22 protein-coding genes and 1 tRNA gene are annotated in these 22,556 nt (G+C 51.2%); 15 read left to right on the top strand and 8 right to left on the bottom strand.

What is annotated here, in order from left to right:
* Position 1 precedes the first annotated feature (1 nt).
* Positions 2-1,021 carry an aldose 1-epimerase family protein gene (locus KSO86_RS04605; RefSeq protein WP_216378432.1) on the top strand — a complete coding sequence of 340 codons (1,020 nt, stop codon included), beginning with the start codon at positions 2-4 and terminating at the stop codon, positions 1,019-1,021.
* A 2-nt stretch (positions 1,022-1,023) separates the two neighbouring features.
* Entirely contained in the window at positions 1,024-1,926 is a 903-nt protein-coding gene (gene rbsK / locus KSO86_RS04600; RefSeq protein WP_216378431.1) for a ribokinase, read from the top strand.
* A gap of 60 nt (positions 1,927-1,986) precedes the next feature.
* Here the strand turns inward: rbsK and KSO86_RS04595 are convergent, their stop codons facing one another.
* The 4 genes from KSO86_RS04595 to KSO86_RS04580 all read right to left on the bottom strand — a co-directional run bounded on the left by KSO86_RS04595 (position 1,987) and on the right by KSO86_RS04580 (position 6,863).
* On the bottom strand, positions 1,987-3,177 hold the full coding sequence (locus tag KSO86_RS04595; RefSeq protein WP_216378430.1) for a hypothetical protein: 1,191 nt from the start codon (positions 3,175-3,177) through the stop codon (positions 1,987-1,989).
* A gap of 149 nt (positions 3,178-3,326) precedes the next feature.
* A tRNA-Pro gene (locus tag KSO86_RS04590) sits at positions 3,327-3,403 on the bottom strand.
* An 80-nt stretch (positions 3,404-3,483) separates the two neighbouring features.
* A complete protein-coding gene (locus KSO86_RS04585; protein ID WP_216378429.1) occupies positions 3,484-4,500 on the bottom strand; it encodes a metallophosphoesterase in 1,017 nt (338 codons plus the stop codon).
* Positions 4,473-6,863: a penicillin-binding protein gene (locus KSO86_RS04580; protein ID WP_216378428.1), complete on the bottom strand. Its 2,391-nt coding sequence runs from the start codon at positions 6,861-6,863 to the stop codon at positions 4,473-4,475. Before KSO86_RS04580 ends, KSO86_RS04585 begins: the two co-directional genes overlap by 28 nt.
* Positions 6,864-7,019: 156 nt before the next feature.
* Here KSO86_RS04580 and KSO86_RS04575 point away from each other — a divergent pair, with 156 nt between their 5' ends.
* A complete protein-coding gene (locus KSO86_RS04575) occupies positions 7,020-7,340 on the top strand; it encodes a WhiB family transcriptional regulator (RefSeq protein ID WP_216378427.1) in 321 nt (106 codons plus the stop codon).
* 44 nt (positions 7,341-7,384) lie between these two features.
* Positions 7,385-7,543 (top strand): Sp36 family protein, encoded by a 159-nt coding sequence (gene sp36, locus KSO86_RS04570; protein WP_216378426.1) that lies wholly within the window; start codon positions 7,385-7,387, stop codon positions 7,541-7,543.
* 100 nt (positions 7,544-7,643) lie between these two features.
* Here the strand turns inward: sp36 and KSO86_RS04565 are convergent, their stop codons facing one another.
* Positions 7,644-8,321 (bottom strand): Crp/Fnr family transcriptional regulator, encoded by a 678-nt coding sequence (locus KSO86_RS04565; protein WP_091279747.1) that lies wholly within the window; start codon positions 8,319-8,321, stop codon positions 7,644-7,646.
* Positions 8,322-8,506: 185 nt separating this feature from the next.
* On the opposite strand from KSO86_RS04565, the gene nth reads away from it, so the two are divergent.
* Positions 8,507-9,196 (top strand): endonuclease III, encoded by a 690-nt coding sequence (nth, locus tag KSO86_RS04560; RefSeq protein WP_216378425.1) that lies wholly within the window; start codon positions 8,507-8,509, stop codon positions 9,194-9,196.
* Between the two features lies 1 nt (position 9,197).
* Here the strand turns inward: nth and KSO86_RS04555 are convergent, their stop codons facing one another.
* Both KSO86_RS04555 and KSO86_RS04550 read right to left on the bottom strand, forming a co-directional pair.
* Positions 9,198-10,112, bottom strand: coding sequence for an alpha/beta fold hydrolase (locus KSO86_RS04555; protein ID WP_216378424.1), 915 nt, complete (start codon positions 10,110-10,112; stop codon positions 9,198-9,200).
* A 23-nt stretch (positions 10,113-10,135) separates the two neighbouring features.
* A complete protein-coding gene (locus KSO86_RS04550) occupies positions 10,136-11,167 on the bottom strand; it encodes a hypothetical protein (RefSeq protein WP_216378423.1) in 1,032 nt (343 codons plus the stop codon).
* Between the two features lie 182 nt (positions 11,168-11,349).
* Between KSO86_RS04550 and KSO86_RS04545 the strand changes: the two genes are divergently transcribed.
* The 7 genes from KSO86_RS04545 (at position 11,350) to KSO86_RS04515 (ending at position 15,910) form a co-directional block, all read left to right on the top strand.
* Entirely contained in the window at positions 11,350-12,372 is a 1,023-nt protein-coding gene (locus tag KSO86_RS04545) for a CpaE/TadZ family protein (protein ID WP_216378422.1), read from the top strand.
* The gene (locus KSO86_RS04540; RefSeq protein WP_216378421.1) at positions 12,372-13,532 is read left to right on the top strand and encodes a TadA family conjugal transfer-associated ATPase; all 1,161 of its coding nucleotides are present in this window, start codon (positions 12,372-12,374) and stop codon (positions 13,530-13,532) included. Before KSO86_RS04545 ends, KSO86_RS04540 begins: the two co-directional genes overlap by 1 nt.
* Positions 13,514-14,209: a type II secretion system F family protein gene (locus KSO86_RS04535; RefSeq protein WP_216378420.1), complete on the top strand. Its 696-nt coding sequence runs from the start codon at positions 13,514-13,516 to the stop codon at positions 14,207-14,209. Before KSO86_RS04540 ends, KSO86_RS04535 begins: the two co-directional genes overlap by 19 nt.
* The gene (locus tag KSO86_RS04530; RefSeq protein WP_216378419.1) at positions 14,210-14,737 is read left to right on the top strand and encodes a type II secretion system F family protein; all 528 of its coding nucleotides are present in this window, start codon (positions 14,210-14,212) and stop codon (positions 14,735-14,737) included.
* A 151-nt stretch (positions 14,738-14,888) separates the two neighbouring features.
* Complete coding sequence (locus KSO86_RS04525; RefSeq protein ID WP_216378418.1) at positions 14,889-15,086, top strand: DUF4244 domain-containing protein; 198 nt, start codon at positions 14,889-14,891, stop codon at positions 15,084-15,086.
* 106 nt (positions 15,087-15,192) lie between these two features.
* Entirely contained in the window at positions 15,193-15,537 is a 345-nt protein-coding gene (locus tag KSO86_RS04520) for a hypothetical protein (protein ID WP_216378417.1), read from the top strand.
* Positions 15,530-15,910 (top strand): Rv3654c family TadE-like protein, encoded by a 381-nt coding sequence (locus KSO86_RS04515; RefSeq protein ID WP_216378416.1) that lies wholly within the window; start codon positions 15,530-15,532, stop codon positions 15,908-15,910. Before KSO86_RS04520 ends, KSO86_RS04515 begins: the two co-directional genes overlap by 8 nt.
* Here KSO86_RS04515 and KSO86_RS04510 read toward each other — a convergent pair.
* Positions 15,813-18,152, bottom strand: a complete 2,340-nt coding sequence (locus KSO86_RS04510; protein WP_216378415.1) for a DEAD/DEAH box helicase — start codon at positions 18,150-18,152, stop codon at positions 15,813-15,815. The genes KSO86_RS04515 and KSO86_RS04510 overlap by 98 nt on opposite strands.
* Before the next feature lie 261 nt (positions 18,153-18,413).
* Here KSO86_RS04510 and KSO86_RS04505 point away from each other — a divergent pair, with 261 nt between their 5' ends.
* The 3 genes from KSO86_RS04505 to KSO86_RS04495 are packed head-to-tail and all read left to right on the top strand — an operon-like array spanning position 18,414 to position 22,482.
* A complete protein-coding gene (locus tag KSO86_RS04505; RefSeq protein ID WP_216378791.1) occupies positions 18,414-20,222 on the top strand; it encodes a ribonucleoside triphosphate reductase in 1,809 nt (602 codons plus the stop codon).
* Complete coding sequence (locus KSO86_RS04500) at positions 20,223-20,984, top strand: anaerobic ribonucleoside-triphosphate reductase activating protein (RefSeq protein WP_216378414.1); 762 nt, start codon at positions 20,223-20,225, stop codon at positions 20,982-20,984.
* A 7-nt stretch (positions 20,985-20,991) separates the two neighbouring features.
* Positions 20,992-22,482, top strand: coding sequence for a DUF7059 domain-containing protein (locus tag KSO86_RS04495; protein ID WP_216378413.1), 1,491 nt, complete (start codon positions 20,992-20,994; stop codon positions 22,480-22,482).
* Positions 22,483-22,556 lie beyond the last annotated feature (74 nt).

Genomic DNA, 22,556 nt, shown 5'->3' with positions numbered 1-22,556 from the left:
AATGATTACTGTTCCATTGCATCGTCACCAGTTTAGTGAGCGCACAACTACTATTATCGAAAGTCATGACACTGTTGTTCGAGCCTTCCGTTACCCGTCTGGAGTCGAATCGCTCCGACTAGAAAACAGCCGCGGGTATGTTGAAGTTCTTCCGTTTATGGGCCAGATCATTTGGGACGCGGAATTTGACGGAACGTCTTTACGGATGACGAATATGTTTAGTCAGCCTAAACCATGCCAGGAAATCGTTGATACCTACGGGTGCTTTGCGTTCCATTCCGGTCTGCTCGCCGCCGGCTGTCCATCGCCAGAAGACGATCACGTTCTTCACGGTGAATTCCCGTGTTCAACAATGGATGATGCCTGGTTAGAAGTCGACGACGATGGCGCAGTTCGCATCGTGTCAAGCTACGAATACGTGCAAGGCTTTGGACATCACTATCGGGCAGTACCTCACGTTGAACTACGGCCAGGATCGTCGATGTTCGACATCGGAATGGAAATTACGAATTTGTCGAAGTATGCTCCGATGCCACTGCAATACATGTGTCACATGAATTACGCATTTGTGGAGAACGGAGTGATGACAGAAACTCTTCCTGCCGGTGCGTTCAAGCTACGAACAACAGTTCCAGCGCATGTTCATCCAACTCCGCGCTGGACCGAACTCAATGAACAGATTCTTGATGGTCGCATCGATGGATCTTCACTAGCTTACGCCAAAGAATTTGACCCAGAAATTGTTTTCTTTGCTGATGATTTACCCCAATACGGTGAACATTTAGGGTTCGAACTCGCGGGTGAAAACGGCGTCGTCTTCCGCACTGAATTCGACTCGTCACAGTTCCCAGTAGCAACGCGCTGGGTGCTTTACAACGCAGATCAGCAAGTCGCCGCATTTGTTCTCCCCGGAACGTCTCGACCAGAAGGCTTCTTGGCAGCAAAGGAAGCTGGTACGCTCATTGAGTTAGCAGCCGGAGAAACGCGTAAATTTATCGTCACCACAGGAATTAAGGAGTAAATATGGATATCGCAGTCATCGGATCCAATATGGTTGATTTGATTACCTATATCGACCGTATGCCAGCTGAAGGTGAGACGCTTGAAGCTCCAGATTTCAAGATGGGGTGTGGCGGCAAAGGAGCAAACCAAGCAGTGGCAGCTGCCCGGCTTGGTTCTGAAGTGCTGATGGTGACTCGTGTTGGCACCGATATTTTTGCGGATAATACGGTTTCGAATTTTGAAAAGAATGGAATCGATACCCGGTATGTCATGCGAACCGAAGGCAGTTCTGGTGTGGCGCCGATTTTTGTAGATGCCGAATCGCATAATTCGATCCTGATTATCAAAGGAGCAAACGCCCAGCTTTCATCAGCAGATATCGATAGTGCAGCAGCTGATATAGCGCAGTGCAAACTGATTGTACTGCAGCTCGAAGTTCCACTAGAAACAGTCTATGCTGCGATCCGATTTGGCAAGAAACATGATATTCCAGTTCTGCTCAATCCGGCGCCGGCGCAGCCAAACCTAGTGCTCTCTGATGTTAAAGATTGTGAGTACTTTATGCCGAACGAATCTGAGCTCTCACTATTGACTGGCATGCCAGTTGATACGCTTGACGACGTGCGCAATGCGGCTTCAGCTCTCTTAGAAGCGGGTATGAAGAATGTTATTGTCACGCTCGGATCGCGGGGTGTTTTGTGGATGGCAGACGGGGTAGATGAGCTCCTCCCTGCGTTCGATGTCCAACCCCGTGATACCACAGGTGCAGGTGATGCTTTTATTGGATGCTTCAGTCATTATGTTGTTGAAACTGGTGATGTCCGTTTGGCTCTTGAAAAAGCTAATCGGTATGCGGCTGATTCAGTAACCAAACTTGGTACCCAAACTTCCTACGCTACAGCAGAAGAATTTATCAAACTGTAGACATAGGTAAGGGGGCCGGACGATTACCATCGTCCGGCCCCACCCATAGAATATGAAAGTTCACCACATAGCTCGTGCGTTATAAAGCTTGACTTTAGGTTCGCCTTTTTCGATGCTGATGTAACCTTCGAAAACAAATTCGATTTCTTTGGCTTCGGGATCCTCATTAAACGGAGTTGGATTCGGCTTAATTCGGATTGTCCCTTGGCCTGAAGTGAAGTCATAATCTCCCATGTGCTCGATCGTGGTAATCGGAGTCACGGGTTCAAGCACCTCTAAGTTCTTGTTTCTAACGGCATAGGGACACACCTGATCTAAGTTTCCTTCAATGGAAGAACAGCGGTCATACTGCTTTTTCACCGTATCAAGAACAAGATTTTCTGCAGCGTCAGTGAGCTGAGCATCCATGTCGATATATTCGTTCTTCGAATTAACTGAAAGAGTTTCTTTAGCTGCCAGATACTTTGAATCGCTCGATTCAGTTATTGTATAGATTCCAGGATAGACATATATCTTGGTACGGTAAGAATCTTGTTCAACTTCTGCGTCCGTATTCCCAATGCTGATTCCCGGAAGCTTGGTATTTACTGTTACCGACCGGATGAGCGGGGTCTTGATATTCCACGTGTGAAGAATGAGCTTCTCGTTTTTACCTGGTGTAGCGATGAAGTAACTACTGTGATGTACGCCGTCAAGACTATATGTGGCCTCTACTACCGCAGCAGAATTATCACCGAGGTAACGAGAGGCAGCAACATCAGTAGGCAGATTAGCCGACAGTGAATCTATGATTCCGTAGCGGCGCTGATCGATTTCATCTGACGAAAGCTCATGAATATCGAGGACTTCGATTCTCTGATCGGCGTTCTTTAACACGTCATCATTAAGGAATGCTCTGTCACCATTTGCGATACCTGGATCAACAATGGAATTCGCTTGATCTGCCTTCCCTGCGGAGATAGCACTTAAATATGAGCGAACTTGAGCTTCGGGAGTGCGATTGTGGTTGACGATAGTAGCGAAGATGAAGCCAGCTGCTAGGAGCACAACCACGCTAAGCACTCCGATAATAATCAAGAGACGGCGCTTCTTTTGCTGTGGAGTAAGTGGAATGCGTGGTACTGGTACTGGTGCCGGTGTCGGTGGAATGAACTGCCCCTGTTGCGGTGGCATTTGCTGAGTACTCGCTGGGGGCGGAGTTACCGCAGTCGGAGTCGTAACTTCGTCGTTAAAGCTAGGAAAATCATTCATGAGGCATTACTTCGTGTTCCGTAGACATGGTATAAGTACATTTCCAATAATATTGGAAGTAAAATCTAGAATAGAATTTTTAGCCAAAACAGGAAATAAACAAAATGTCCTCTGGTGTACAATCGCGTATACCAGAGGACATTTTGTTTTGGTCGGGGTGGCGGGATTTGAACCCACGGCCTCTTCGTCCCGAACGAAGCGCGCTACCAAACTGCGCCACACCCCGATGTATGGTTTTACCAACCACATAATGATAACGCTGATAGACGATTTTAGGAAATCCGTGCTTTCAGCCTGCGGAAGAGATCACACTGAAACAATGTCAAGAACGATTGCCTCCGGAGCGCAAAACGTTCTAATAGGAGTAAAAGGTGAAGTGCCGATGCCTGCTGAAACATTAACCAGCATGTTATCTTGTGCGACGACTGTTCCGTTGCGCTTCACTACATGTGGTTCTTCTAAGTGATTTTTCGGCGGCGGCCATTCAAACAAACCATTAGCGTACCTGCGAGGGAGATCGCAGTTAGTGACAAGGGCATGAGAGCCGGGAAGATTGACCTGGCCGCCATGTGTATGCCCAGCAAAAGCGAGAATAGCGTCGTCGTCGTCCAGCATATCCAGCACCCACGTATAAGGAGCATGCGCGAGCGCAAGGCGTAGATAGGAGCCAGCAGAACCCCGTGTTGTTTCACGCGGCTGAGGCATCTGATGCAGTCCAATATGGGGATCATCAATGCCTACTAGGTCAAGCGTCCAATCGTTGACATTCAGCTGGTGTCTTGCATTATTAAGATCAATCCAACCGCCGCTTGTTAAACCAGATCTCAGTTCCTCGGTCGCTAAGCGATGGCCCGCTGACGCTTTCTTTTCTACATCTGTCCCAGTATGTCCTCGCAAATAACGTAGTGGATTCTTTAGCTCCGGGCCAAAGTAATCATTTGAACCAAAGACAAAAGCACCAGGGACGGACAACAATGGTTCTAGATCGGCTAATATCGCAGGGATCGCAGAATCAGCCGCGATAAGATCGCCGGTAAGAACAATGAAATCTGGACTTAACTCAGCCAGAGATTCTAAGAAAGCCCGCCGGCGACGTTGATGAGCCAGCAAATGAGTATCTGAAATATGTACGATGCGTAGCGTTGACGCAGTGGTAGCGTTCTTTTGGCTCTTGGTACGCGGGAGAATAACGGTCCGACGTCGAACCTGATATGACTGAGCGTGAATTAGCGCTCCGCATAGCGATAACGCTCCAGCGACTGTGAGTGCGCCAAGAATACGGGTCGCAATATTTTTCATGGACGAGGACCGATCGATAGCCACAGATTGATTTGACTACCCGGTTCGGCATGGCCACTAGGTTCTTGGCGAGCTACCTGTCCAACTGGCTGATCAGAATAATCAGATCCGACTGCCACCACATATCCGGCGGATTGTAACGTCGAAACAGCATCTGACTCAGTCATACCAATAACTGACGGAATAGTAGTTCCCTCTTCGTTTTTATTCTCTGAATCTGCTTTTGCTACCGCCTTAATTGGCTTTGATGGACGAGTGAACTGGACAATTGGCTGATTAGCTAGTGCCGCGTTCATATACGACTTGAAGGCCGGTCCAGCCAAACTACCACCGTAAACGATCTTGTGGAATCGCCCGTTAACAGTAACGTCAAGCATTGGAATATTGCCGTTCATATGACCAGTCCATACTGCCGATGCTAATTGTGGAGTGTAGCCAATATGCCACGCATGGAAGGAATCATCACCGGTACCGGTCTTGCCGGCAGACGGACGACCGCCCGCGAGTTGAGCAGTAGCACCGGTACCACCGGGTTGCACAACACGCTGGAGCACGGTTGTGGTGGTACGGGCTACATCTTTATCGATGACCTGTTGACATTCTGGTTGTTGCTCGGCAATAACTTTCCCATTGCTATCGGTAATTTGGGTAAATGAATGCGGGGTACAGGCGTTACCTTCTGCGGCAAGCGTAGCAACTGCTGAAGCCATCGACAGTGGGATAACTGGGTTGACACCGAGTACTTGCGAAGGGCGCGGAAGAATCGGGGCAATATCGCCTTCCTTCACGCCTTGCATGCCGGCATCTTTTACTTCTTTAGCAAGTTCAGGATCAACATAGGATCCACGCCGTACTCCCATAGATGCGGCGGTTTTCGTAATGTCACACAGATCGAGTTTGGATGACATTTGAGCAAACGAAGTATTCAACGAGTCACGAGTTGCATTTGCTACTGTTACCCGGCCATATCCGATTCCAAGGTTATTAGTAGGGCTAAATGTAGCCGCAAACCCCGGGGCGCATGAAATCTTCCAGTCTTGTGCCGGAATTGTAATAGTGCGATCACCGGTGACGACGTCGTTTGGGCTGTGTCCCTTAGCGATCCAGTCAACTAAAGTGAAGACCTTGAAAGTAGAACCAGCCTGGAATCCAGCACCACCGCCCATGTCTTCGCCAACGTTGTTATTGACCTTAGTAGCAGTGGGCTGTTCTTCCGAAGGGTTGCCAAATGGACGATTTTGAACCATGGCACGGATCTTTCCGGTACCTGGCTCAACCGATGAAAGAGCAATATCAATTCCGGACGGATCGCCAACTGGAACCTGAGCAACAATCGAATCGTAAGCAGCCTGCTGATCCGATGGGTTGATTGTGGTATGGATGGTTAGACCACCGCGATAAAGTTTTTGAATTCGCTCGTCACGAGTCTTGCCGAGCAAGTCAGAATTGAGTACATCGCGTACCACGTATTCACAGAAGTATGCGGAGATTCCGGCTTCGGCACAACCGTTATACGACGGCGAAACCTGCAACATGTCCTCAATTGATACAGCTGAAGCGGCATCGTATTGTTCTTGATCAATGTACTTTTGTTCAAGCATCGTGCCTAACACGATGTTTCGACGCTTGAGTGCCCCTTCTGGGTTAGTCACCGGATCCCACCGGCCTGGTGCCTGGGTGATACCTGCAAGCATTGCTGCTTGTTCCAACGTCACATCTTTAGCTGATTTCGAGAAATAGTAACGCGATGCTGCTTCAACGCCATACTGGGAGGGGCCGAACTGAGCAATATTCAAATAAGCGGTGAGAATCTCGTCCTTGGACATCTGATTTTCTACAGCTACTGCATACCGGGCTTCGTTGAGCTTTCGTGCAATAGTTTGCTCAGTGGCGGCGGCGATCTGTTCGTCATCGTCGGCAATACGACCCTTTTCGATCAACGCATTTTTCACGTACTGCTGGGTGATCGTAGAGCCACCAGCTAGTTGCGAGCCAGTCAAATTAGAAAACGCGGCGCCTAAAATTCCTTGTGCATCAATTCCGTTGTGCTGATAAAAACGTTGATCTTCCACCGAAACGGCAGCGTCTTTTATGAACTGCGAAATATTTTCGGAAGCGACAACAATGCGGTTCTCGGAATAAAAACTAGCAAGCTTCGTACCATCTGCAGCGACGATCGTTGACACCTCGGATGGCGTGGTGAAGTCAATCTCCGTAGGTAAATCGTCAAATATCTTTGTCACTGCGTTTACTGCGGTTCCAGAGGTGGCAGCAACTGGAATTGCCATTGCCGCCAACAGGCTACCGCCCAGTCCACAAAGCATGAAGAAAGACAGCAGAGCTGCTAATGCTTGCTGCGTCGTTAAGTTCCGTGAATGATTAGGCATATGTTTAGAATACTGCCAAAATGACTTCTGTGCGCGTGACGTAGACTATCTTGGTAAAAATATCGATGTGAATTTTCCCTGGTAAACCGCTACCATGGTAGTGGTATAGGTCACGAGATTATAAGGCAACGGAGCCTTAATCGGAAGGTTTTCGATATGAGTTTGGCATATGAAGAGCAAACATGGGCTGTTCATGCGGCATGTGCCACGATGGATCCTGATTCACTTTTCGTTCGTGGAGCTGCCCAACGGCAAGCGCGCAACGTATGTTTTTCCTGCCCAGTACGGTTGGAATGTTTAGCCGATGCGCTAAACTCGCATGCTACTTTCGGGGTATGGGGTGGTTTAACAGAACGTGAACGGCGTGCAATACATCGCCGCTACCCTGATGAAGATAATTGGTTTGAACGCTTGAATAATTCCACTGAACAATTCGCAGTCGAATTACGCGCTGGAAGAGTTCCCCGGCTCGGATAAAATTGCATATTCCGTGATCAGCATTTTGCCAGTAGGCTAGAGTTATGAAGAAATTTGAATATGCTACGTTGCCGTTATTAGTACACAATACGAAAGCAATCCTTGACCAATGGGGCGAGGACGGATGGGAACTCGTTACCGTAGTTCCTGGACCCAACGGCAGTCAGAACCCCGTTGCCTATATGAAGCGTGAAAAGCAATAACTTTCGACAACAGGGCGTAATTCGCCGTCGTCGTACAATTGACAACACAATTCGGGGGATGGGCCGTTAAGTCCATCCCCCGAATAGTGAAAGTACGATATCAGTGAGCGCGACGCTGCAGGCGCTGAACCTGAATCAACAAAACTGCGCGACCCTCAAGACGAATCCAACCACGTGACGTGAAGTCAGCCAGTGACTTATTCACGGTCTCACGCGAAGCACCAACCAAGTGAGCCAGCTCTTCCTGAGTTAGATCGTGCGCAACGTAAATACCTTCTTGGGTACGTTCACCGAAGCGCTCAGCCAAATCCAACAATGCCTTGGCAACACGGCCAGGAACGTCGGAGAACACCAAATCTGCCATCTGCTGATTCGTGGTACGTAACCGACGAGCCAACTCCCGCAACATCGACTTCGCCATTGCTGGGTGGGAATCAATGTAGGTCATCATGTCCTTGTGAGACAAGGACAGCAGGCTGGTAGCTGCAATAGCGGTGACAGTTGAGGAGCGTGCACCCAAATCAAAAAGGGTGAGTTCACCAATGATTTCGCCAGGGCCGAGAACTGCAATAAGGTTCTCGCGACCATCGTCAGCGGTATGGGAGAGTTTGACTTTACCGTCAGTGACTACGTAGAGACGGTCTCCCGAATCACCTTCGTGGAAAAGCGATTCGCCACGCTTCAAAGTGGTCTCGGACATGAGGGAGAGAAGATCGGCGCGATCGGCGTCGTCCAATTCCCGGAAAAGCTCTACATGAGCCAAAACGGTGGAATCCATCCGAATTCCTTTCAATAGTAACGGCTTCTAGGACAAGACCTGCGCGTGTGTGCGAGGTCATACGTAACTAAGTTTGCCACGTTTTAGCGCATTAGGCACGCTTAACGGAAGATTTGGGTCAATAAAATCGTTAAATAGGTGTTTGCTAGGTGTGGCATTTAGGCTTATAAGCGAAGGAGAAATGCATGGCACAATCGAAAAAGGGTCGCCCGCGGCGTTTTCCGCCCCGGCCGCGTTCGTTAGCTGGTCGGCGCGAACAAGCGGCAGTTATCTTAGATCGCCTAGCTGAAAACTATCCAGATTCGGCGTGTGCGTTGGTGCATCGTAATGCTTTCGAACTGCTAGTGGCCACTGTGCTGTCTGCGCAAACAACTGATGCGCGAGTCAACTCGGTGACCCCAACGTTGTTTGCTAATTTTCCGGATCCGACGACGATGGCCGGCGCACCATTAGAGGTGCTGGAAGAAATTTTGCATCCGCTTGGATTTTATCGCGCCAAAGCGCGCTCGCTTAATGGGCTTGCCAACGGTTTGATAGAACGGTTCGATGGCGTAGTGCCAGCCACGCTCGAAGAATTAATTACGTTGCCGGGAGTGGGACGTAAAACCGCAAATGTGGTGCTTGGGAACGCGTTTGGGATCCCCGGGATCACGGTTGATACCCATGTTGGCCGGTTATCGCGGCGCTGGGGATGGACCCGAGAAACGGATCCGGTTAAAGCTGAAATGGAACTGGCGAAGATTTTGCCACAGCCGCAGTGGACTACGATTTGTCACCGGGTGATAGATCATGGCCGGCAAGTGTGCCATTCGCGTAAACCTGCATGCCTAGAATGCCCACTGGCAGATATTTGTCCCAGTTTCGATAGCGAATAATTTACCCGGCAATACGGTGTAGGAAGTCCACAATCAGCGAGGTTGCTTGATTTGGAGCTTCTTCGGGAACAAAATGGCCAGCGTTCGCAATAACGACGTGTTGATAATCCCCGATAGCAAATTCGGTGTCTTTACTCCATGCTCGGGCAGGAAGTAGCGGATCATATTCGCCGCGAACTGTGAAGACTGGAATTTTAATAGCGTGCGCCGATTCGCGTAAATATGCACGACCGGACGGGCGCTGCTGGGCAAGATACGTCCACCGCAGTTGATCGACGGCGATATCTGCTGCCATTGGCAGGGCTAACGCCTGCGCATAGTTATGGGCTTCGCTTACGGCACCCATGTTTCCGGGGGCTGACCATTCGCGGAGCATCCGCTGAATACGGTTTTCGTCAAGTAAGGCGCGTTTTGACAGTGAACGAGATGCGGTAACGAGCGCATATTTCCAGGTGCGCAGAGTTACATGCGTTCCGATGCGCTGTAGTGTGCGCGGATGTGGCGAGGAGAAGGTCATGAGCCCGGCAAAGAGCTCTGGTTCCATTGACGCTGCTGACCATGCTAGTGCGCCGCCGCGACCTTGCCCAACGAGTATGGCTTTGCGGGCACCGAGCGTATGCACAATTTTGATGAGGTCATTAGCTAACGTAAAACCGTCTTCTGACCGTGGTGTTTTGTCAGATCCGCCGATGCCGCGTTGATCAATAGCTACGACTTGGTAGCCGGCTTCAGCGATTGCGGCAATCTGGTGCCGCCATGCCCACCAATATTGTGGAAATCCGTGGATGAGCATCACGAGAGGTTTGGACTCGGAGTATTCTCCGGCACTCACAATATGGAATTGTGCTCCGTTAGCTTGGATTAACCGGTGCTCCCATGGGCCGGGGAGAGTAACACAGGTGATATCGGCGGGCATAGCGAGCTGATCTTTCAGATAACTTAGTTGTTCTCGGTTGACTCGGTGGATTCAGCAGGGAGCATGAGCTCACGTCGTGTTATTGCGGTTGCGTAAACTTGGCCACGACGGCGAGCTGCGTGTGCCACGATGCCGGTCATGAAGAGCATGAATCCAAGAATCGCAACCCGGCCGGTGCCGAAATCGAGTTCGATGTGGTGAATGACGTTGCCGGTGAACGCGTTGTAGCTACCGATCTGGTTATCGAGCCATGTAATTGCGCGTTGTGCTGACGCCGGCGTGATCAGGGCAGCTAGTCCACATAGTGTGATGATTGCGCCCCAGAATTGTGCGCCAAGAGATGTTGCCCGAGCAGTCAGCCAGATCAGGGTGATGACTGCTAATCCGCCGATTAGTTCAACGAACGGGAATAGTGCGAAGGACTTGGTTTCCCACGGGTTGTTGTCAACCAGGTAAAGGCGAGCTCCGGCGTCGGAAATAAAATACCAGGCCACTGGAAGTAGCAAAATGGTGAGGAAGAATCCGCCTACGTGTAGCCAGCCACGACCTTTCGGCTCATCTGGGATGGAGTCGAGGTCGCCGGGGTCCGTTCCCCAATCGTCGTGGGTATCGGCAAATGTTGGTTCACCGTCGGGACCTTCCATGACCGACGTGCGCGTTGGTGATACTGGCTCGGGAGCACTTGTTTCGACAGGCACAGAGGCTACTGGAGTGGCCACTGGCTCCCCGAGGAAGTTACCTAGCGTTGGATTCGGGTTGGCTTGTGTGTTCGACGACGCCGCCGGTAGATCTGGATCTGGCATGGTGCTGTACGGTTCGTCGAGTGCAAATTCATTAGCGCTGTAGTGTGGTTCGGCTGTTGTTTGTGGCTGAGGAATAGGTGCCAGTTCGCCGAAGTCTGGAGCGTCATCAGTCACTACCATGTCCGCACCGACTTGTTCGGGCGTAGCCTTTGGCAGCGGGCGTTCGGGATTCTCAGCGATTGGAGCGAGAATGTCGTCGTCATCAAATGGCCGTGGGGTGGCCGAGTTATACGGATCGTTTGGTGTAGTCACGATTCCTCCTATTACTTGTTAGTTCCACGCTATCGTTATCACGGCAATATTTCTGCGAAGTTGCCGGTGTTTCGGCGGAAAAGTTAGGCAGACCATGCAGAAAAACTGTGGATAATTTACGTTTTCCACGGATTTTGATTCTGGCGCACGACAGATGCGTCAGGTAGCGCACAGTGGATTACATGAAAACGACGACGCACAAAGTGCCCGAACTAGAACTAGTCTCAGTGCTATATCGTGGCAATGACGAAAACATAGAAACCGAACTACGCCGATTAGCACAGATAGTCGGGCTAGATTTTCAATCTGTCCCGGAATCGGATCGGACTGTAGACGGGGTTTTAACGTTCCAATCGCACGGTACTACCCCGCTGATGGTGACAGCACAGTTCCACGATATGTTCGCCTCGTATTTTGCTCGTGGCATAGCCAAATTCCATATTCGTGATGATGCGGCCGATGTTATGGCGCTGATGAGCTCTGTTGGCGCTACCGTTCGAGGAACAGTTGTTGGTCTAGCTGGAGCACATGGGGGCGCGGGGGTATCTAGCCTGGCAGCTTGGCTCTCCCGATTGGCCAGTAGTGAGGGAAACCCGGTAGCGCTTGCTGATCTCAATCGGGCATCGGATTCGTGGCAAATGCTCTTGGGTTCGGCGTGCGAAGGTCGCTCTCGGCTCGATGTTGGACATGTGCGAGGCACACTATTGCCTGGAAAATTGGCAGATTCCCTCGCTAATTGGCACGGTGTGCATGTTCTTGCAAGTAATGAAGGCGATCACGCGGAGTTCCCTCGTAGCTGTTCGGGTATTATTTCGGCACTGGCTCAAGTCCATGCCTGGACATTCCTCGATATGGGGGTCATGGGAACTGATTGGGATAGCCAACGCGATTGGTTGCGTTGGTGCGACGTTCTTATATTAGTGACCGGTCCATCGGTGGCAAATGTGGACGCCTGCCGAATTAAAAATCAGGAAATCGGCGCGCAGGTACGTCCAATTATTGTTGCCAACACAGTGAAATCACATCTTGAAGCAGACCACGTGGCGACCTCCTTAGAATATGGCGACGTGTATGGGGTTAGACGAATGCGATCCATGCGAGCTGATTGCGATCACGGTTTAGTTCCTGGAGACCGGGCAACATCTAAAACGGGGAAAGATATTAATCGATTGTGGACTGTCATTAAAGAATCAGTGGCGTCATAATGCGTTTATCAGTTCAACAGATCGCTATGATCCGGCGTCGCTTGGCTGCTGGGGACAGCCAAGCTCAAGCAATTCGAGCGCAACACGATCTGCTTACTAGTGATGATGTCGCAGCTGCAGATGCTCAGGTCCGCCACGAAGTTATCGGTGCTGGAGCAACGATTGGGCCGCTGTTGGAAGATCCGCGCGTAACCGATGTAGTAGTCAATGGACCAAGAAATGTTTGGGTTGACCGGGGAGCGGGTATGACTGCGGTCAAGATCCATCGTGACGATGCCATGCTAATGACTAGCGCTGGCGTGCGTGCGCTCGCGGTCCGCTTGGCTGCTTTATGTGGGCAGCGCTTAGATGATTCCAGTCCAATTGTTGATGGCACATTTGCCTCAGGTGTCCGACTGCATGCGGTAATACCGCCGCTATCTGCCTCTGGTACGTTGATTTCGTTACGTACTCATCGGGCCCAGGTGATGCCACTTGAAGAATTGGCTCAGGCAGGTTCGGTTCCGCACCAGCTTGTCCCCGTAATTGAAGCGATGGTACAACACAAGGCCAATGTGATTATTTCGGGTGCTACGGGTGCTGGAAAAACCACTTTTCTCAACGCGATGCTAAGCCGGATATCGCATCGAGAACGCATATTGATTATCGAAGAATCAGCGGAGTTAGCACCAGAGCATCCGCATGTGGTTCATATGCAGGTGCGCCGCGCAAATGTTCAAGGAGCTGGCGAAGTGACAATGAGCGATTTGGTGCGTGCTGCAATGCGTATGCGTCCAGATCGGATTGTGCTCGGCGAGTGCCGTGGAGCAGAGGTACGCGATGTGCTTGGTGCACTCAATACGGGGCATGAGGGAGGATGGGCAACGATCCATGCAAATTCGGCACGTGATGTGCCAGCTCGATTGGTGGCGTTGGGTGCGTTGGCGCATATGAATGAAGGAACTGTTGCGGCACAAGCGGCAAGTGCTTTAGACGCGGTGATCCATGTGGAACGTCGTGGACCGTGGCGTGGGATAGCAGAGATTGCCACTTTAAGCCGCGTTGGTGGAGAACTCGTAAGCGAACCTGCCCTGACAGTGACTGATGGGAAAGTTACGGCTGGACCGGGAGTCCAACGTCTATCGAAGCGGTTAGGAGCAGGATGTTTATCGTTGTTGTGATTGCGGTTGTGGCATTCGTGAGTGTGCCTAGTATTTCGGAAAGAGCTGTGCGTGTAGGGCTACGTCGTCGTCGGAAACCGGCAAGGAAAAAGTCGCGAAATATGGACATGGGAATGGTGATGTCAGAGGTAGCAACGCGGTTGCGTTCTGGTTCTTCGGTAGAGCAGGCCTGGCAGCGTACGTTACGTCAGTGCGGTATCGATGAAGGCTATGCCGGGGAGACCGGTGGCCGATTTTTGTCCGACGACGGCGTCCCAGTGCCATTACAGCAGATATGGAATTTATCGTGGTGGCAGCGAAAACGACGTCGAATTCCGCCAGCTACGACGTCGGCACTGCCGGCTGCTTTCTTGGTTTGTCGGATGTCTCAGGGTACTGGAGCTCCGGTGGCTGATGTGTTGGATTCGTGTGCCAATGGGATAACTGAAGCTGGTGAAGCAGTGGCGGCTCGTGACATTGCGCTAGCGGGACCGCAAACGTCTGCCTTTATGTTGGCGTTTTTACCAATCGTGGGAATTGGTTTCGGAACTTTACTAGGCGCGCACCCCATTGAGTTTTTTCTTTCGTCTCTCGTAGGGTTTGGCGTCTTACTACTTGGACTAGGTGCCGAATGTGCCGGTTTGTGGTGGGTGCGGAGATTAGTTGTTAGAGCCCGGAAGGAAAGTGAGGAACTATAAATGCTGGTTGTGCTTGCAATCATGATGGGATTCGTGATGGTTGCTCCAATTCGAAAACCCCTGACAGTGAATAAGCCTCGGATCGGGCGAGTTGATATGGCGGTCGTGCTAGATGTTGCGGCCGCTACTTTATTATCTGGAAACTCTGTTCCAGACGTTTTACGTAGTCTAGGTAGTGCCTTGACTGGGATCGAGGTTGGTCTGAGGTCTAGTCCAGGAGAGAAACTACATGAAGTGGCGAACATGCTGGTCATGGGAGCTTCGTGGAAGGAAGCGTGGGAAGGCGTTGAGGGCTTCGATATTCTCGCCCAAACGCTCCAGCCTGCTTGGGTTGACGGTGTTGCACCGCTACCGCTGTTGGAGCGTGGTGCGCGAACACTACGGCTTACACAAGCGCGTCGTGCAAAAGAGGCAGCTGCTCGGCTCGGGGCAACGTTAGTGTTGCCGTTGGGGCTGTGCTTCCTTCCTGCATTTGTGATTCTTGGTGTTGTGCCAGTGGTTGCTGGTGCGGCAGCAACCTTGTGGTAGGGAAGTAGTGGATATGAGTTTTCCACAAACTCTGAAAGTAAAAAAGAAATCCACGGGTTTGGGATCTAGGCCTAAAAGTCGGTGAGTGTTTGACATACTAAAAATGTCACCAAACGTGACTAAACATTATCAAACAATAAAGGAGAATGGAATGAAAGCTCTAGTGAAACGCCTACGGAAACAGCCGTGGTCGCGAGTAGAGGATGGCATGGTATCGGCTGAATATGCAGTGGGGACAGTTGCTACAACGAGTATTGCTGGTGTCCTAATCTGGATTGCCCAGCAAGATTGGTTCAGAGAATTATTTGCCGCACTCTTTAAATTTCTGTTTCGATCTTTTATTGGGTAGTCCTCGTCCGATGATGTACCTGATTACCTAATAATCGCAACGATTTTCTGTGGTGGCTACCAAGCGTGGTCACCACAGAAAGGTATGTAACTCTAGGGGAATTAGAATGAATAAAGATCGTGAACCGGGGATGGTGAGCGTTGAAACCGCCCTGAGTATTGGTCCGCTACTTGCAGTTATCGTCATGATTTCTATGCCGTTGATCGGCTGGATGTATGTGACGGAAGCAGAGCATCAGGCCCGCGAAATTTCGCGTGAATATGCACTGCATGGTGAAGGTGCAGTAAATGGGCTTGTATCGCAGGTAGAAGCGCGAGGCGATGAAGTACGAATTAATCGTTTTGGTCCGTACGCCAATATTACTGTGGTTAAAAAAGTTCCAACTTTTATGACTTGGCTAGGAGTAGAACTATCTGGTTCTCGTCAGGTGGTGATGGAACCAGATGAGTAATAGTAAAGAGCACATAACAGAAGTTGGGTCAACTACAGTTTTAATGATCGGGGTGATGACAGTACTGCTTGCTCTGGGTGGAGTATTAACTGGGCTTGGGTGGGCTGGTGAACGCCAGCAAGACATTCAAGATGTAACGGATTTGGCGGCGCTATCTGCAGCTCAAGTGTATCGGGAAACTTCTGACTCTCAGCGTGCTTGCCAAGTTGCGAGCCAGCTTGCCGCAGGGATGGATCTTTCTTGTTCAGTTGCTGGAGCTAAAGTCAGTATTCTAGCTACAAGTCACCCGCAGTTAGGATGGATTCGTCTTGATTTTCATGCCAAGGCCACTGCTGGGCCGCGTTATGAAATTGATCCAGCCCTGCTGCCGTGAGTAACAAAGCGTCGTCTTTCGATAATGGATTGTTGTTGTTGCCGCACTTGGGCGATTGGACACATGATGGGCATCCGTCCACGCATGGACACGTAGTCAATGTTTCCAACGTTGTTTTTAACCAGTGCGGTCCGGCGTAAAATCCTCGCAAGGCGGCGCCGGAACCGCCCGGAATAGCATCGTGAATGATGATAGTTGGTTGTGTTGTCTGTGGATGGACAGCGGTGGATAATCCGCCTATATCCCAACGGTCACAGGTGGCAAGTAACGGAAGCAGCGCGATCATTGTATGTTCCGCGGCATGTAACGCTCCCGGTAAGTTTGCTGTTGAGATCCCAGTTTTTCTGGTAAGAGACTCGTTAAGCGTCAGCCAGGTTCCTGCCGTGACAAATTCGCGAACAGGAAGTTCCAATGGAACAGTGCCAAGAAAAACGCCGTCACTTACTCGGCGCACGTCATAGCCAACTACTTGTGAGCGAACATTGACCATTCCGTAGCACCACTGTCCATCAGGGAGGGTAAAGCGGTGCGTAGTAGAGACGATGTCAACGCTTGTTTCAGTACGAGCATAGGTGCGGATATCTGTGTCTGGAGCTGGATGGGCCAGAACAGTGTCCTCCGTTGCGCCTTCGATCTCAAAAGGTGCCCCTTGGTGAAGATAGATCGCGCCAGGAAATACGGTGGTGTCTGCCTGTGCAGCGTCGACTGTCCCAAGCACACTTCCGTCTGCGGAATTGACGATGGAAATAGTATGACCTGCTTCGCGTAGGTCTAAGAGGCCGTGAGGATCTATTCGGGTAGCGGTATTCCAGAACCAACCACGTGGTCGTTGACGTAGCAGATCTGCAGCGGTCATATCATCAAGTGATTTGGTGTCAGTGAGTGAGAAGATTGGTAAATCTTGCGATGTTAAGGGAAGCTCATGTGCGGCAGCAGCCAGATGTGCTGGCAAAATCCAAGGATTGGTTGGATCGAAGGTAGGTGACTCTGTGCCGTGAGATCGGAGCATCTCCGGGTGACTAGCGATGAACTGGTCGAGTGGATTGTCGCGAGCGATAAAAACTGCTAAGCCAGTTGTGCCGGAGCGTCCAGCTCGGCCAATTTGTTGTTGGAAAGATGCATGAGTCCCCGGCCAGCCGGTCACGACTACGCAATCTAATCCAGCAATATCAATACCGAGTTCTAAAGCTGAAGTTGTAGCAAGCGCACGAATCTTCCCGCTGCGTAACTGGGATTCTAACTCACGTCGCTCTTCTGGTAAATATCCGCCACGATACGCTGCTACGTGGGAACTCAACTCTGGCGAAATATTGCCGAGTTTTTCGCGGATTAATTCCGCAACTCGTTCGGTGCCTGATCGGGAACGAACAAACGTCAACAGTTGATTTCCACTTGCCACGAGTTCGGCAGCAAGGTCACTAGCTTGTTCATAGGAATTGTCGCTACCAGTCATTGTGTAAATATCGCGCGGGCCGGCCGGTGACCCGTCCTCAGTTATTGCAACTACTGGACCGAAGGCATCACCCAAGAACCGCTGAGCTGCATGCGCAGGATTATGAACTGTTGCAGAAAGGAAAATGATGCGCGGATGGGCGCCATAGTGAGCAGCGATGCGCAACGTGCGCCGTAAAATAAGCGCGACATTTGCGCCAAAGTTTCCTCGGTAGTGATGGAACTCGTCTACCACAATGTAGGTCAGTCCACGCCATAACCGTGCCCACTGAGTATGTCTGCTGAGCATCGAATAATGGAGAAAGTCAGGGTTAGTTAGCACAATATCGCCGTAGTCTCGAGCAAAACGGCGAGCCGCAGTATCGCAGTCACCATCCGCTGAGGCAACAGTAATATGGGGATCGAGGGCGGTGGCTAACTGTTCGAGGTTTGTGCGTTGATCTGCGCCGAGGGCTTTTGTAGGAGAAAGATATAAAGTTGTTGGCCGGTGAGTGTGGTTAGATAACGATGTTGACGTCGAAAAATTAGTGAGCATACTAAGGGCAGGAACCCATGCAACAAGGGATTTTCCAGAACCGGTTCCAGTGGCAACCACGACGTTAGAACCGTGGGCAAGAGTCTCGATTGCTCGAGCCTGATGTAGCCACGGGCGCATAACTCCGTATTGCTTGAGTGTGCTCTGAACTGCTTCCGGTACAACTTTTCCCCATCGTCCATAGCGTGGTTCGCGTGGTGGGATCTGGATATGGCCCGTGATGAATTCAGAAAACGATTCAGGCAAGGAAGTCATGAACGTAGTGTCTCATTTTTTAACCAAATCGGCTCGCTAGATGATACAGTCCAACGTCCCAAAAAGTGACGTGAGTCATAATGAAATAGTGAACTTTTGAGTGAGGAGGTGTGTCCTCCGCGAGTTTTAGCCATAGTTTAACGCTGAGATTTTTTAGCGACACTATCACTATATGTGGGGTGGGTGTGTTTAGCTATGTCTACATATAGTGATTAAGGTACGCTGATGGGACAAGAAACGGTGAAGTAGAGAGGCATGATGATGAAACATCATATTGACCCAGTCGAATCGATCCAGGAATACATCACACGTTCAGATTGGCGCGTGAATGCCAATGCCAACCAAGATTATTCCCTCGGTGGTTTGATACTTAACAACGCCGGAAAAATGGTTGCCAACTATTGGCTTGATGAGGTTTTCTCCGATGAAGCTGGCCAGGCTCACCGTGACGGAGATTTTCACATCCATGATCTCGATATGCTCTCTGGTTATTGTGCTGGCTGGTCCCTTCGCCGTCTTCTAGAAGAAGGCTTCAACGGTGTTTCTGGAGCTATCGCGTCCAACCCGCCTAAGCATTTCTCTTCTGCCTGTGGTCAGATCGTCAACTTCCTCGGCACTCTGCAAAATGAATGGGCAGGAGCTCAGGCATTCTCCTCTTTCGACACCTACATGGCACCCTTCGTGCGGCTCGATCAGCTTTCGTTTGACGATGTTAAACAAAATATCCAAGAATTGATCTACAACCTCAACGTGCCATCACGGTGGGGCAGCCAATGTCCGTTCACAAACCTCACCTTCGACTGGAACTGCCCAGCAGACCTCGCAGAACAAAACCCAATCATCGGAGATGAGCTCTGCGACTTCACCTATGGCGAACTTGCCGAAGAAATGGCTATGATCAACCGTGCCTATATGGAAGTCATGATCGAAGGCGATGCCAACGGCCGCGTATTTACCTTCCCGATTCCTACCTACAACATCACTAAAGATTTTGAATGGGACTCCGAAAACGCCACGCTTTTGTTTGCAATGACTGCAAAATACGGCCTGCCCTACTTCCAAAACTTCATCAACTCCGAGCTCGATCCGGGCATGATTCGTTCCATGTGTTGTCGCCTGCAACTGGATATGCGTGAGCTGCTCAAGCGCGGAAACGGACTGTTTGGCTCAGCTGAATTAACCGGTTCCATCGGCGTAGTCACCATGAACATGGCTCGCTTGGGCTATCTATATGCTGGTGATTTGCCGCGTCTGTACGAACGATTGGACACACTGCTGGAGGTGGCTTGCGATACGCTTGAGCGTCGTCGTCAAGCAGTTCAAGGGTTTATGGACGGTGGGCTATACCCGTACTCCCAGCGCTACCTCGGCACACTTAACAATCACTTCTCAACCATCGGTGTTAACGGTATGAATGAGATGGTTCGCAACTTCACCCTTGATGAATTCGACATCACTGATGAACGCGGACACGCCATGGTGGCTGACATGCTTGATCATATTAATGCGCGCCTCGTCGATTTCCAGGAGCGCACCGGAAATCTGTACAACCTCGAAGCAACCCCGGCTGAGGGCACCACCTACCGGCTGGCAAAAGAAGATGCCAAGCGCTATCCGAATATTATTCAGGCCGGTACCCCTGACCAGCCGTATTACACCAATTCTTCGCAGTTGCCGGTGGGCTTCACGGACGATGCATTCGAAGCTCTTGAACTACAAGATGAGTTACAGTGCAAGTACACTGGCGGCACCGTCCTTCACTTGTATATGAACGAAGCGATCTCATCCCCGGATGCATGCAAGGAAATCATTCGGCGCGCTTTGACTCGGTTCTCCTTGCCATACATCACGATCACACCAACATTCTCGATTTGCCCTGTCCACGGATACCTCAAGGGTGAGCACGAAACCTGCCCGACCTGCGCACAGACCCGTCCCGAGGCTGAACCGCAAAAGTGTGAAGTGTGGACGCGCGTGATGGGCTACTTCCGGCCAGTTCAATCCTTCAACATTGGCAAGAAAGGCGAATATGCGGAGCGGAAGATGTTCGTGGAGAAAGCTCTGTCATAAATGCCTACCACAGTAACCAGTGCGTCTGACCTTGCGATTGCCGGCTATGTTCCGTTGTCAACGATCGATTGGCCAGGCGCACTGTGCGCATCTGTTTTCTTGCAGGGCTGCCCGTGGTCATGCGTGTATTGTCAAAACACGGAGCTGATGGATCCACGTGCAAATGGCCAAGTTGCATGGGAGGACGTGCGAGCTTTTTTGGAACGCCGCCGGGGCCTGCTCGACGGCGTGGTGTTTAGCGGTGGGGAAGCGACCCGTCAGCCGGCGTTGGTTCCAGCAATCCAAGAGGTACGCGAGCTCGGATTTCGGATCGGACTACATACTGCCGGAGCCTATCCGGCGCGGTTTGCCGACGTGGTGTCCGACGTCGATTGGGTGGGTTTAGACATCAAAGCTAGCGCCACTGGCTACCGTCCTATTATCGGGGTCGATGCGGGAGCTAAAGCTTGGCAGTGCCTTGATATTTTGTTAGCTGACGTGGATCGTCGTCGTACAACGAATCAGCCGCTCACCTACGAGGTGCGAACAACCGTCTACCCAGGTTCCACTGTTGCCCGCGAGTTACCGGATATCATCAGCGCGTTACGGGAGCGCGGGGTTGAGAATTTTGCACTCCAAGAGGCCCGCGAGCGCGGCACATCAGCGCAGTTCCAAGAACAAGCACGCGAGTGGGATCTGCCGGCATGGCGGCATACATGGGAGGGCCTCGTAGCTCAGGTAGAACAAGCTGGGTTTACGACTGCAGTGATTCGCCCGGCATAATAGTGCTATGAAAGATTTCCAGTTTTTTGATGCCTTGCGGGCCGATCTGCGTAACTACACCCTCGATCACATTGCGGAAACCTTGGGCGAAGAGGCGCTCGCGGCTCTGGGACGTGACGAAGCCGTGCCGGCACAGCTTGCTGTCGAACGAGTTGGTGGTCAGTTGGGGCTACTTGTCCGATTGTGGTGGACAGGCGATACCCTATCGGACGACGACGTTGCGCTCGCGATTCCGTGCACCTACCGTGACGCTGATGGTTGCGATGGTTTGGCAGAGCTATTGGAACGTACCGATGATGGGGTGCGGGCACGGTGTCAGCTTGTGCCGGTGGCTGCTGGTGAGGAACTGGTCTGGATTGCCTCTGATCGGGGTTCACTCCAAGGAGCACGGCATAACACCGATCATGTGATGGGTGTGGGCGGAGCGACTCGCACCCTTGCCGGTCTTGCTCATTATGAGCCGGGCCAACAGGTGTTGGATTTGGGAACTGGGTGCGGGATTCATGCAATTCTTGCGGCAAAAGCGGGTGCGCATGCGGTGGCTACCGATATTTCTGCCCGCGCGCTCGACTATGCACAGTTCAATGCGGCACTGAATGAGGTTGAGATTGAAACCCGGTTGGGTTCGCTGTTTGAACCGGTTGCTGGTTCGCAGTTCGACGTCGTCGTCTCTAATCCGCCGTTTGTGATCACGCCCGGTGAGGTACGGGATAACTTAGGTACTCTCGAATATCGTGATGGCGGTGTCCCGGGTGATACGTTGGCGGCGGACGTGGTTGCTGGTTTGGGAACATGTTTAGCGCCTGATGGTTCGGCGTATATGTTGGCGAACTGGGAGATCGGTGGTGACGTTCCAGACTGGTCGGAACATCCGCGCGCATGGCTTGCATCGCAGCACTTGGATGCGGTCGTTATTCAACGCGAGGTAATTCCGGCTGATAGCTATGTGGAAATGTGGTTGCACGACGGCGGTTTGCGTGTCGGGCATGCCGACTATGCCAAAGCTTATCGGGCGTGGCTGACCGATTTTCAGGCACGCGCAGTTTCTCATGTTGGATTTGGTTATGTGCTGGTGCAGCGCGACGGCGAGGGGCGGCTGCCGTGGCAAGTTTTCCACGATCTGCGCGGTGGTATGCCTGCCGATGTGCAGGGTGCTTTGGAACTCTTGTGGTCAGCTCGGGAGACTACTGAGGAAACGTTGTCTTCGTTACGTTTAACAAATACGAATGTGGAAGAACATCGTCGTTATCATCCGGGAGAAACGGATCCGTGGCTGATCAGTTTTGCACCGAAGAATGGTTTCGCGGATCAGATCCAGGCGGACACAGCATTGGCTGGTTTTGTCTCAGTTTGCGACGGAGAATTAACGGTTGGTCAAATTTGTGACGCGCTAGCTCAGCTCTTGGAAATACCAGCCCCGGAGGTGCGTTCATCCTTGTTGCCAAAAGTTATGCACATGGTCCGGTTGGGGATGCTCCAGCCGGTGGATAAACGATGAGTCTGTGGATTGCTGTGGGTTTTCGAACCGAACATGAGGTATGTTTACAACCAGAACCGATTCCTTTCCTATAT

This window comes from Arcanobacterium phocae, from assembly GCF_018913465.1.
GTDB classification, from domain to species: domain Bacteria; phylum Actinomycetota; class Actinomycetes; order Actinomycetales; family Actinomycetaceae; genus Arcanobacterium; species Arcanobacterium phocae_A.
This window is presented reverse-complemented; position numbering and strand designations above follow the sequence as displayed.

Coding starts and splice junctions, on each gene's coding strand:
- KSO86_RS04605 (WP_216378432.1), top strand. CDS start 2: ATGATTACTGTTCCATTGCATCGTCACCAGTTTAGTGAGCGCACAACT.
- rbsK (WP_216378431.1), top strand. CDS start 1,024: ATGGATATCGCAGTCATCGGATCCAATATGGTTGATTTGATTACCTAT.
- KSO86_RS04595 (WP_216378430.1), bottom strand. CDS start 3,177: ATGAATGATTTTCCTAGCTTTAACGACGAAGTTACGACTCCGACTGCG.
- KSO86_RS04580 (WP_216378428.1), bottom strand. CDS start 6,863: ATGCCTAATCATTCACGGAACTTAACGACGCAGCAAGCATTAGCAGCT.
- KSO86_RS04575 (WP_216378427.1), top strand. CDS start 7,020: ATGAGTTTGGCATATGAAGAGCAAACATGGGCTGTTCATGCGGCATGT.
- sp36 (WP_216378426.1), top strand. CDS start 7,385: ATGAAGAAATTTGAATATGCTACGTTGCCGTTATTAGTACACAATACG.
- KSO86_RS04565 (WP_091279747.1), bottom strand. CDS start 8,321: ATGGATTCCACCGTTTTGGCTCATGTAGAGCTTTTCCGGGAATTGGAC.
- nth (WP_216378425.1), top strand. CDS start 8,507: ATGGCACAATCGAAAAAGGGTCGCCCGCGGCGTTTTCCGCCCCGGCCG.
- KSO86_RS04555 (WP_216378424.1), bottom strand. CDS start 10,112: ATGCCCGCCGATATCACCTGTGTTACTCTCCCCGGCCCATGGGAGCAC.
- KSO86_RS04545 (WP_216378422.1), top strand. CDS start 11,350: ATGAAAACGACGACGCACAAAGTGCCCGAACTAGAACTAGTCTCAGTG.
- KSO86_RS04540 (WP_216378421.1), top strand. CDS start 12,372: ATGCGTTTATCAGTTCAACAGATCGCTATGATCCGGCGTCGCTTGGCT.
- KSO86_RS04535 (WP_216378420.1), top strand. CDS start 13,514: ATGTTTATCGTTGTTGTGATTGCGGTTGTGGCATTCGTGAGTGTGCCT.
- KSO86_RS04530 (WP_216378419.1), top strand. CDS start 14,210: ATGCTGGTTGTGCTTGCAATCATGATGGGATTCGTGATGGTTGCTCCA.
- KSO86_RS04525 (WP_216378418.1), top strand. CDS start 14,889: ATGAAAGCTCTAGTGAAACGCCTACGGAAACAGCCGTGGTCGCGAGTA.
- KSO86_RS04520 (WP_216378417.1), top strand. CDS start 15,193: ATGAATAAAGATCGTGAACCGGGGATGGTGAGCGTTGAAACCGCCCTG.
- KSO86_RS04515 (WP_216378416.1), top strand. CDS start 15,530: ATGAGTAATAGTAAAGAGCACATAACAGAAGTTGGGTCAACTACAGTT.
- KSO86_RS04510 (WP_216378415.1), bottom strand. CDS start 18,152: ATGACTTCCTTGCCTGAATCGTTTTCTGAATTCATCACGGGCCATATC.
- KSO86_RS04505 (WP_216378791.1), top strand. CDS start 18,414: ATGAAACATCATATTGACCCAGTCGAATCGATCCAGGAATACATCACA.
- KSO86_RS04500 (WP_216378414.1), top strand. CDS start 20,223: ATGCCTACCACAGTAACCAGTGCGTCTGACCTTGCGATTGCCGGCTAT.
- KSO86_RS04495 (WP_216378413.1), top strand. CDS start 20,992: ATGAAAGATTTCCAGTTTTTTGATGCCTTGCGGGCCGATCTGCGTAAC.